This is a genomic window from Niveispirillum sp. FG156 (assembly GCF_057809555.1).
The window spans coordinates 1-10,370 of sequence record NZ_JBMDKE010000008.1; the positions used below are offsets into that span (position 1 = coordinate 1).

Here is a 10,370-nt window from a genome sequence, read left to right on the forward strand (position 1 = left end):
CATGTCAATTGGAACCAGAGACTGGGCGTGGGGCAAAACCTAAGGCTCTTGGTATTAGACATCGACTCATAATCTGATTATCTGTATACAGCTATTTAGATTATGAAACATAACAATGGGAGGGTGACCGATGGCTGCGCGTTTTCCCCTGAACGCATGGTATGTGGCGGCTTATGATGTGGAGGTTGGGCGCAAGCTTCTACCCCGCACAATCTGCGGCAAACAGGTGGTTCTCTATCGAAAGCTGGACGGCTCTGCGGTTGCCCTGGCCGATGCCTGCTGGCACCGGTTGCTGCCCCTGTCATTGGGGCGGCTGGAAGAAGACCGCGTTATTTGCGGCTATCATGGTCTGGCCTATGATGATACTGGGCGATGTGTATACATGCCGTCGCAACAGACCATCAACCCATCAGCCTGTGTGAAAAGCTATCCGCTGGTGGAACGTTACCGGTTTCTGTGGATCTGGCCGGGTGATCCGTCCCTGGCCGACCCGGCCCTGATACCGGACATCCATTGGAACAATGACCCGACCTGGGCTGCTGATGGCAAGGTGATCCATGCCAAGTGCGATTACCGGCTGGTGGTCGATAATCTGATGGATCTGACGCACGAAACCTTCGTGCATGGCAGTTCCATCGGCAACCATGCCGTGGCGGAGGCGCCCTTCACCGCCACCCATTCCGATACCACCGCCACCATCACCCGCTGGATGACGGATATCGAGGCACCGCCCTTCTGGGCCGATAATCTTGGCCGCAAGGATCACGTCGATCGCTGGCAGATCATCAATTTCACCGCCCCCTCCACCATCATTATCGAGGTTGGTGTGGCGCCCACCGGCACGGGCGCACCGGAGGGGGACCGGTCAAAGGGCGTGGATGGACGCGTCATCAACTGTCTGACGCCCGAGACGGAGACGACCTGTCACTATTTCTGGGCGTTCGCGCGGAATTTCGACATCCATAATCAGGCCCGCACCCATAAGATCAGGGAAGGTGTCGCCGGCATTTTCCGGGAGGATGAACAGATCCTGGAAGCGCAACAGCGGGCCATCGACGATAATCCCGGCCATATTTTCTACAATCTGAATATCGATGCCGGGTCGATGTGGGCCCGCCGCTTGATCGACCGGATGGTCGAGAAGGAAAACCGCCCCACCCTGTCCGCCGCTGCTGAATAGGGACGGGAAGCATGAGCTATAACAAGGACGCCGCACAGACGGTGCGTGCCCTGGCCGGCATCCGCGATCTGATTCTGCGCGGCGATGTGGAACCGGGGGAAAGGCTGTCGGAGCCGGGGCTGGCGGAAAGGCTGGGCATTTCCCGTACACCGATCCGCGCGGCGCTGGCCCGGCTGGAACAGGAAGGGCTGCTGGAACGCGTGCCATCCGGCGGCCACATCCCGCGCCGTTTCACGATGGACGAGGCCATCGACGCCATTGAGTTGCGCGGCGTGCTGGAAGGCACCGCCGCACGTCTGGCGGCGGAGCGGGGCGTTGAGCCAAGGCGGATGATCGCCATCAACCGGGTGCTGGACGGTATCGACGCCGTGATGGTCAGTGATATGGCAAACCCGCCATTGGACCGCTATACGGCGCTGAATGCGGAATTCCATGCGCTTCTCTCCGGCCTGTCGGGTAGCGAGACGATTGAGCGGGAGATCGACAGGATCACCCGCCTTCCCTTCGCATCACCCAGCGCCTTTCTGGACAAGCCCGGATCAACGGTGGTGCCGCATTCACTGGTCCTGGCACAGGCGCAGCACCGCGCCTTGGTAGAGGCCATCGGTCTGCGTGAAGGCGCCAGGGCCGAGGCCGTGGCGCGGGAGCATGCGCGGTTGGCGCGGCGCAACCTGGAACAGGTGATGGAGGGCGGCAGCGATGCCTTGCGCCGCTTCCCTGCCCTGGCCTTGGTTGCTTGCTAAGCCATCCCATAGGCGAGGAAATCAGAATGAAGAATGATGCCGTCTGGCTTGATGCCGACATCGTACGTGTTGATGACATTGCCGAGGGGGTACGCCGTATCGAGTTTGCGGCGGCCTTTCCCCTTCCGGCTTTCGATCCCGGTTCGCATATCGCGATCCGTGCCAGCATCGGATCGGGCCACGCCATCCGCACCTATTCCTGTTTGCCCGACGCAGCCCCTGGCCATGTCGCGGTCGGGGTTAAACTGCATCCCAACAGCCGGGGCGGATCACGCTTCATGTTCGGCCTGAAACCGGGCGACAAGGTGCGGATCACGACGCCGGAGAACAGGTTCGACCTGTCCTGGCGTGCGCCTGAGTATCTGCTGCTGGCCGGTGGCATCGGGGTGACGCCGATCTATGGCATGGCACAGGCATTGATGGCGCGCGGCGCGTCAGTACGCATGGAATATGGGGGGCAGAGCCTGACCGCGATGCCTTTCATCGACCCGTTGCGCACCCTGCTGGGGGAACGGCTGGCTGTCCATCCGCAAGATCAGGGTGCGATGATCGATCTCGACAAGGTCATCGCCAATCTGTCACCCGACGGGGAGCTTTATATCTGCGGCCCCTTGCCGATGCTGGAGGCCGCAAAGCGCGCTTGGGCCAAGGCGGGACGCTCCACCAGCCGGTTCCGGTACGAGGTATTTGGCGACACCGGTCGTTTCACCGAAACACCGTTCACCGTCCGGGTGTTGGGATATGACGGCGAGGTCACTGTACCATCGGACCAATCCCTGCTGGATGCGCTGGCCGATGCCGGCATTCCGATGATCCATGATTGCCGACGCGGTGAATGTGGTCTCTGTGCCGTCGATGTGCTGAATCACAGTGGAGAGATCGATCATCGCGATGTTTTCCTGGCAGAATCGGAAAAACGTGAAGGATCGAAACTTTGTGCCTGCGTATCCCGGATTGCCGGCGGCGCAGCGGTGATCGACACAGGCTATCGGCCATAAGCAATCGATAGGATAAAGGCCAGGTGGTTTTGAGCCACCTGGCCTTTCCTATTTTGGTGATGTCACATAACTAAATAGTGTCAGGACTCAGCCCTTGAAGCAGCGCTGATAGACCTGATCCAGCAGCCCCAGCAGCAGGACACGTTCAGCATCCGACAGATGGGCCATCACGTCCCGTTCCGTCTCTTCCAGATTGGCGAATAACTGGTCCAGGGCGTCCCGCCCCTTTGGCGTCACCACCAGTTCATAGTAGCGCCGATCATTCGTGGACCGGCGGCGTTCAGCCCAACCACGGCCTTCCAGATCGTCAACAATCTGCACCGTCGCCGACTTGTCCAACCCCACCTCCCGCGATAGGAGGTTCTGGGAAATCCCAGGGTTTGCCGAGATTATGGCCAGCGAACTGAACAATCCGGAGCGAAGGTTCCATTCCGCATTACGGGCAGAGAAATTGCGTGACAGGTGGTTCTGGATACGGCGCAGCCGGAAGCCGATGAAGTCACCCAGTCGGCCCAGGTCAATCTCCGGCTGGTCGGCCGCATCGATCTTGTCATTCGCCATGGTCATCATCGGAAAGGGAGCAGGATTTGCACAAAACCTTGATACCGTATGCTGATCACTCTGTCCGCAAATTCCGTTCTCCGGGATCGCATTCAGGAAATTAGATAGTTGTTAACATCAACCGTCTATGTTATGAACGATAACGAAAGGCGAGAGTGCCTTCAGACGGGGCAAAGAACCCCGCCCGCACATCCAGGGAGGATGAAATGTTCCAGAAGTGGACGCCTCGCGGCGCCGCGCCCATTGCGCTGGCCGTCGGTCTTTACGCTATCCCCGCCATGGCCCAGGCCCAGCAGGCCGCAGCCCCCATCGTGCTGGAAGAGATCATCGTGACGGCGGAGCGCCGTTCCACGAACCTTCAGGACACGCCCATCGCCATCACGGCCCTGACCGCCGAGGATCTGCGCGAAAAGGGTGTTGTCGATCTGAAGGGTGTGGCCGATGCCACCCCGAATTTCCAGATGACCACCTCTGGCAACGGTTCCGGCGGCAGCAATTTTGCGCAGCTGTTCATCCGTGGCGTCGGGCAGCCCGACTTCATCATCACCAAGGACCCGGCGGTCGGCATTTATATCGACGGCGTCTATCTGGCGCGCGCGCCCGGTGCGGTTCTGGAACTGCTGGATATCGAACGGGTGGAAGTGCTGCGCGGGCCGCAGGGCACGCTGTTTGGCAAGAATACCTCTGGCGGTGCGCTGAATATCAGCACCAAGGCACCCAGTGATGAGTTTGGTGGGGTCGCGGAACTGCGTGTCGGCAATTATGGTCGCATGGATGTCGGTGGTTCCGTCAATGTGCCACTGGTCGAAGATAAGCTGGCGCTGCGGGTTAGCGCCCTGTCGCGCGATCAGGATGGCTATTACAAGCGTCTGCTGCCTTCCGCCGATGGCACGAAGCGCAACGGCAATGACGTGAATGTCCGCAGCGGCCGCGCCACCCTGGCCTGGACACCAACCGACACGCTGCAGGTGACGCTGTCGGGCGACGTGACCCGTGAACGGCAGGCCGCGACCGATTATCAGGCGGTCGGTATTTTCAATACGGCGGCAGCGGCGCCGAATATCGAGCTGTATAACCGCGTCGTGCTGGCCCCGCAGGGCCTGACCTATGATAATCGCTGGGTGGCGCCCAAGCCCTGGACCACCTATTCCACCTCCACCAGCTACGCCAATTCCGATGTCTGGGGCGTGTCCGGCGTGGTGGATTGGGACCCCGGAATGATCGGGGTGAAGTCCATTACTGCCTATCGTGACCTGGACGTACGCAGCAAGGCCGATGCCGACGGCACCCCCGCCGATATCGTGGCCTCTGCCGGGATCAGCGTACAGCAGCACCAGTTCAGCCAGGAATTCCAGTTCAGCGGTGACGGTTTTGACGATCGCCTGAACTGGCTGGTCGGCCTTTGGTACTTTGAGGAAAAGGCCCAGGATACGCAGTCCTCACGTCAGCTGGTGGGTCTGGTGGAGGCGCTGCGCGCGGCACCCAATCGCTCCATCTCCCCGCCGGGTGTCGCCGCCACCACCTGCCCCGCCAACGGGACGGGTCCGGCCAGCTGTCTGGGTGGTGCCAATAATGCCAACAATCTGCGATATGACCAGATGCGTCTGGGCAACCGCTGGCTGGACGGATCGTCCTACGCCGCCTTCGCCCATGCCGGATACAAGGTCACGGATGCGTTCAGCCTGACCGCCGGGGCGCGTATCAGCAAGGAGAAGAAGGACTTCCGCTATTACGAGGTCCGACCCCTGCAGAACAATCTGGTCAGCTTCAACAACGTCAAGGCGGGCGACACCTGGGATGTGTTCACGCCCAAGCTGGGGGCGGAATACAAGTTCGACAGCAACATGATGGCCTATGTATCCTGGTCCAAGGGGTTCAAGGCCGGTGGCGTGAATGGTCGCCCGACCCGCGCCGATCTGTTCAACACCTTCGATCCGGAAAAGCTGACGGCCTATGAGGCCGGATTCAAGGGCGACTTCTTCGACCGTCGCCTGCGCCTGAACCTCGCCGCCTATTTCAGCGAATATAACGACATCCAGATCACCCGGAACACCACCGATGCCACGGGCGCCTTCATCCGCCTGGAAACCAATGGCGGCGATGGGGAGATCAAGGGGCTGGAAGCCGAAGCGACGGCATTGCTGGCTGAGGGGCTGACCCTGCAGGCAGGTCTGGGCTATACCGATTTTAAGTTCACCAAACTGCTGCCGCAGCAGGCGACGGCGGGCACGGTGCTGCTGGGTCTGAAGAACGAACTGCCCTTCGTGCCGAAATTCACAGGTAATCTGGGCCTGACATATGAGGTGCCGGTGTCGGCGGACGGTGCGGCGGTCCGCCTGCGTGGCGATTGGCGCCATTCCAGCAGCTATTTCATCGATATCGACAATACCGCCGCCGTGGCCCAGGACGCCTATGACGTCTTCGATGGTCGCATCACATTTGTGCCCGCCACCGGTGGCTGGGAATTGTTCGTGGCGATGAGCAACATCGGTAACAAGGCCGTCATCGCCAATGGCGTCGCGTCGCCCGCCAATGGCAACCAGATGGTCACCTACAAGCCGCCGCGCATGACCTATGGCGGTATCCGGGTGACGTTCTGAGGGCGGCACTACGGGTAGAGTTTGTCTGATGTAGGTGGAAGAGGGTCAATCTAGCCCCAACCGTCATCCCCGCGAAAGCGGGGACCCAGCGTAGAGCGGCGTCTGCCGCGATAAGGATTATATCGGCGCTGACCGCGCCTCTCGCTGGGTCCCCGCTTTCGCGGGGATGACGGAAGAGAGGGGCAAAGAGAAGACGAACGGGAGGCATCTTGGTTCAACGCTTTGACAAACCACCCTCATCCGGTGGCGGGCTGCTGACCCGGGTCTCATTTGTGCTGGGGGCGGCCGGGCTGTTGATGGCCATGTCGGCAGATGCCATTGCGGTGCTGGGCCGGCATGTAGGCTTCACCCTGCTGGGCGCCATTGAGGTGGTGCAGGCCAGTGTGGTCCTGGCTGCATCGGCCGCCATGGTGGGGGCCACCCTGTCCGGTGCCCATGCCCGCGTTCACATCCTGATCGAACGGCTGGGGCCGACCTGGCATCAGCGCTACGACCGGGCGTCGGATTTTGCCTGCTGCCTGTTCTTCCTGTTCCTGGCCGCCGGGTCGGCCTGGGTCGCCGCGGACCTGTGGAGTGGGTTTGAGGTGACGGAAATCCTGGGCCTGCCCCTGCGCTGGCTGCGGGTGGTGTGGGTCGGTTCCTGCCTGCTGATCGCCCTTCTGTTCCTGATGCGCGCGCTGGGCAAGGGAGGCAACCATGAGTCCTGAAATTTGGGGTGCCCTAGGCATCATCGCGCTGCTGACCTTGCTGACGCTGGGTCTGCCCATCGGTGTGGCGCTGGCTGCTGTCGGGGCCGGCGGTATCGCCATCCTGGTCACGCCGGAAGCGGCCCTGATCAAGGCCGGGGTGGTGGCGTTTGAGACCATCGCCAAATACGAATTGGGCGTGCTGCCGCTGTTCCTGCTGATGGCGCATCTGTGCTTCGCGGCGGGTGCCAGCCGGGATTTCTTTGACGCGGCGGCCCGTTTCATCGGGCACCGGCCCGGCGGTCTGGCCCTTGCGTCCATCGCTGGCTGCGCCGGGTTCGGGGCGATCAGCGGGTCCAGCCTGGCGACCGCCGCCACCATCGGGTCGGTAGCGCTGCCGGAGATGCGCAAGCATAATTACTCTCCTGCCTTTGCCACCGGGGCGCTGGCCGCCGGCGGCACCTTGGGCGCGCTGATCCCGCCGTCCGGCGCCCTGATCGTGTTCGGTATCATCGCTGAACAATCCATCGGTCGCCTGTTCGCCGCCGCCGTGATCCCCGGTTTGAGCCAGGCCCTGTTCTACATGATCGGCATCTACATCCTGTGCCGCATCTGGCCCGAACTGGGGCCGAAGACGGCGCGGGTGCCGTGGCGGGACCGGCTGCCGGCCCTGCGGCGCATCATCGATATCGTGGCCCTGGTCATGTTCGTGGTCGGTGGCCTGATGGTCGGCTGGTTCACCCCGACGGAGGCCGCATCGGTCGGGGCCGTGGGTTCCTTCCTGCTGTGTGCCATCCGGGGTGCCCTGACGCGGGCCGCCATGACCAAGGCCCTGTCGGATACGCTGCGTACCACCGGCATGATCTATGTCGTCATCATCGGCGCCATCCTGTTTTCCACTTTCATCAGCCTGACGGGCATCACGGGGCATATGTCGGCCCTGGTCGCTGATCTGGATGCGGGGCCGCTGGCCGCCGTGCTGGTGATGACCCTGCTGCTGCTTGTGCTGGGATCGTTCCTGGATGGGTTGGCGCTGATGCTGCTAACGGCACCGATCTTCCTGCCGATCATTATCGATCTGGGCCTGTCACCCATCTGGTTCGGCATCTTTTTGGTGCGGACCATGGAAATCGGGTTCGTGCATCCACCGCTGGGCCTGAACTGCTACGTCATCCATGGCATCGCCAAGGATATCCCGCTGGGCACCATCTTCCGGGGCATCGTGCCCTTCCTCGCCATCGATTTCGTGCATCTTGCGGTCATCATCGCCTTCCCGGCGGTGACGCTCTGGCTGCCCAAGGTGCTGGGAGCATGAAGATGGCCAAGCAACTGACCCGCCTTCTGGCCGCCGGTGCCCTGCTTGCCCTGTCCGCCTGTAGTGGCAAGGAAGAAGCGCCCGGCACCATCACCCTGTCCTATGCCAGCCCCTATCCGCCCGGCCATCCGTTCAGCAAGGCGGACATCGAATGGATGCAGGCCATCACGGAAAAGTCCGGCGGCACGCTGGTGATCAAGCCCTTCTGGTCCGGATCACTGATTACGTCGGATCAGAGCATGGTGGAAATCCGCCATGGCGTGGCCGATATCGGTCTGATCACGCCCATCTACGCCCGTGGCGGCGCCCATGCGCTGCGTGGACAGGCAGGTTTCTATGGCGGGATCAAGGACCTGCCCGATCAGGTCGCCATCTATAAATGCCTGGAAGCCGCCTTCCCCGTGTTCAGTCAGGAATTGCAGGGTCTGCATGTCCTGGCCGTGCAGGGCGGTAACTTCCCCGGCGTCCTGACCCGGCACAAGCCGATCGAGAAGCTGGAAGACCTGCGTGGCCTGCGCCTGCGCGCACAGACGGAGGCGCTGGGCGTGCTGCGTGACCTGGGTGCCGATCCTGTGAACATGCCGATGGGAGAGGTCTATTCAGCCCTGGCCAAGGGTGTGATCGACGGAGTGGTGGCTCCGGTCGACACCGTCCATTCCCTGCACTTTGGCGAGGTTGCCTCTTATTTCACCGGTCTGCATTTCGACCGTGGCGCCTATCCGGCCCGCGCCATGTCAGACAAGGCCTGGCAACGCCTGACGCCGGAACTGCGTCAGGTACTGAAAGACGCGCAGCCGATCTGGGAAGCGGCATTGTCCCGCCAGATACTGAGTGCCGAGGATCGCGGCATGGAAAAGGGCAAGGCGCTGGGCATGCGCATCACCGACGCCCTGCCCCCAGCGGATCAGGAACGGTTCCGGGCGCTATACGCACAGAACGCCCGCCGCATCGCGGATGAACTGTCGCACTTCAACGTCGATGGTCATCCGATCCTGGCCCATGCCCAGGAACTGATCGCGGCCCGAGGGCGGGGGGAGACACCCGCCTGTTTCAACAGCCAAACGGAGCAATCGCCATGACACGCGAAGGCCCCCTGGAACGCCCCCTGTCTGGGTTGCGGATCGCTGATTTCAGCTGGGTCGGCGCCGGTCCGCGCGCCACAAAGGATCTGGCCGATTACGGCGCCACCGTCATCAAGGTGGAAAGCGCCAAGCGCCTGGACCTTGGCCGCCTGTCCCCGCCCTTCAAGGATGGAAAGCGGCACCATGATGCATCCGCCTTCTTTGCCATCACCAATACCGGCAAGCAGGGTGTCACCATCAACCTGAACGATCCGCGCGGGATCGAGGTGGCGAAGAAGCTGATCGCCTGGGCCGATGTGGTGGTGGAGAATTTTGGCAAGGGCTACATGGACCGGATCGGCCTGTCCTGGGACGTTCTGAAATCCATCAAGCCTGACATCATCCTGCTGTCGGTCAGTGTGGCCGGGCGTACCGGCCCCCTGTCGGACCTGCGTGGTTATGGCAATTCGGCGGCTGCCCTGTCCGGTTTCGCCGCCCTGTCCGGCTGGCCCGACCGGGGGCCGCACATGGCCCCCTTCGCCTATGGCGATGTGGTGGCCCCCATGATGGCGACGGTGGCGGTGCTGGCAGCATTGGAACATCGACGGGTCACGGGCGAGGGCCAGCATCTGGACGTGTCGCAGGTGGAGCCGATGATGCTGGTCACATCGGATTGTCTGGCCGATGGTCAGCGCGGGATTGAGCCGCGACGCGGGAATAACGATCCGCGCATGGAACCGCATGGCCTTTTCCCCTGTCGCGGTCCCGATCAATGGTGCGCCATTGCGGTCCGCGACGATGCGGACTGGCGGGTTCTGGCCGGACTGTCGGGGATCGATGATCCGCGTTTCGCCACGCTGGAAGGCCGAAAGGCCCATGCGGGCGATCTGCGCGCGCTGCTGTCTGCCTGGACGGCCACCCAGGACAAGCACCGGCTGGCCGACTGCCTATCCGCCGCAGGAGTGCCGGCGGAGGCGGTGAATGACGGGCGGGATGTCTTTACCGATGCCGAACTGGAACGGGCCGGCCATTACCACCGCGTCCGCCATGATAGGCTGGGCGACTGCGAGATGCCGGGGCCGCCCCTGCGCTTTTCCGATGCCGCCATCCATGTCGGCCCGCCGCCGCTGCTGGGCGGCGATAACCGCGCTGTTTTTGTCGACCTACTGGGTATGGACCCCGCAGCGGTCGATGAACTGACGGCCACCGGCGCGCTGGCGTGAGGG

9 protein-coding genes are annotated in these 10,370 nt (G+C 62.4%); 8 read left to right on the top strand and 1 reads right to left on the bottom strand.

Annotated features, from left to right (window positions below; genetic code table 11):
* The first annotated feature begins 130 nt into the window (after positions 1 to 130).
* Genes ACODSP_RS06530 through ACODSP_RS06540 form a run of 3 tightly spaced genes read left to right on the top strand, consistent with a single transcriptional unit; the run spans position 131 to position 2,921 of the window.
* Positions 131 to 1,180: an aromatic ring-hydroxylating dioxygenase subunit alpha gene (locus ACODSP_RS06530; protein WP_488964814.1), complete on the top strand. Its 1,050-nt coding sequence runs from the start codon at positions 131 to 133 to the stop codon at positions 1,178 to 1,180.
* An 11-nt stretch (positions 1,181 to 1,191) separates the two neighbouring features.
* The gene (locus ACODSP_RS06535; RefSeq protein ID WP_054166519.1) at positions 1,192 to 1,923 is read left to right on the top strand and encodes a GntR family transcriptional regulator; all 732 of its coding nucleotides are present in this window, start codon (positions 1,192 to 1,194) and stop codon (positions 1,921 to 1,923) included.
* 26 nt (positions 1,924 to 1,949) lie between these two features.
* Positions 1,950 to 2,921 (top strand): PDR/VanB family oxidoreductase, encoded by a 972-nt coding sequence (locus tag ACODSP_RS06540; RefSeq protein WP_488964815.1) that lies wholly within the window; start codon positions 1,950 to 1,952, stop codon positions 2,919 to 2,921.
* An 87-nt stretch (positions 2,922 to 3,008) separates the two neighbouring features.
* On the opposite strand, the gene ACODSP_RS06545 is transcribed toward ACODSP_RS06540, so the two are convergent.
* Positions 3,009 to 3,482, bottom strand: coding sequence for a MarR family winged helix-turn-helix transcriptional regulator (locus ACODSP_RS06545; RefSeq protein ID WP_488964816.1), 474 nt, complete (start codon positions 3,480 to 3,482; stop codon positions 3,009 to 3,011).
* A 206-nt stretch (positions 3,483 to 3,688) separates the two neighbouring features.
* Between ACODSP_RS06545 and ACODSP_RS06550 the strand changes: the two genes are divergently transcribed.
* From ACODSP_RS06550 to ACODSP_RS06570, 5 genes are all read left to right on the top strand, one after another.
* Positions 3,689 to 6,082 carry a TonB-dependent receptor gene (locus tag ACODSP_RS06550; protein WP_488964817.1) on the top strand — a complete coding sequence of 798 codons (2,394 nt, stop codon included), beginning with the start codon at positions 3,689 to 3,691 and terminating at the stop codon, positions 6,080 to 6,082.
* Positions 6,083 to 6,378: 296 nt separating this feature from the next.
* A complete protein-coding gene (locus ACODSP_RS06555; RefSeq protein ID WP_488964818.1) occupies positions 6,379 to 6,789 on the top strand; it encodes a TRAP transporter small permease subunit in 411 nt (136 codons plus the stop codon).
* Positions 6,779 to 8,083 carry a TRAP transporter large permease gene (locus tag ACODSP_RS06560; protein ID WP_488964819.1) on the top strand — a complete coding sequence of 435 codons (1,305 nt, stop codon included), beginning with the start codon at positions 6,779 to 6,781 and terminating at the stop codon, positions 8,081 to 8,083. The genes ACODSP_RS06555 and ACODSP_RS06560 overlap by 11 nt, the downstream gene beginning before the upstream one ends.
* Positions 8,084 to 8,085: 2 nt before the next feature.
* The gene (dctP, locus tag ACODSP_RS06565; RefSeq protein WP_488964820.1) at positions 8,086 to 9,162 is read left to right on the top strand and encodes a TRAP transporter substrate-binding protein DctP; all 1,077 of its coding nucleotides are present in this window, start codon (positions 8,086 to 8,088) and stop codon (positions 9,160 to 9,162) included.
* On the top strand, positions 9,159 to 10,367 hold the full coding sequence (locus tag ACODSP_RS06570; RefSeq protein ID WP_488964821.1) for a CaiB/BaiF CoA transferase family protein: 1,209 nt from the start codon (positions 9,159 to 9,161) through the stop codon (positions 10,365 to 10,367). Before dctP ends, ACODSP_RS06570 begins: the two co-directional genes overlap by 4 nt.
* Positions 10,368 to 10,370 lie beyond the last annotated feature (3 nt).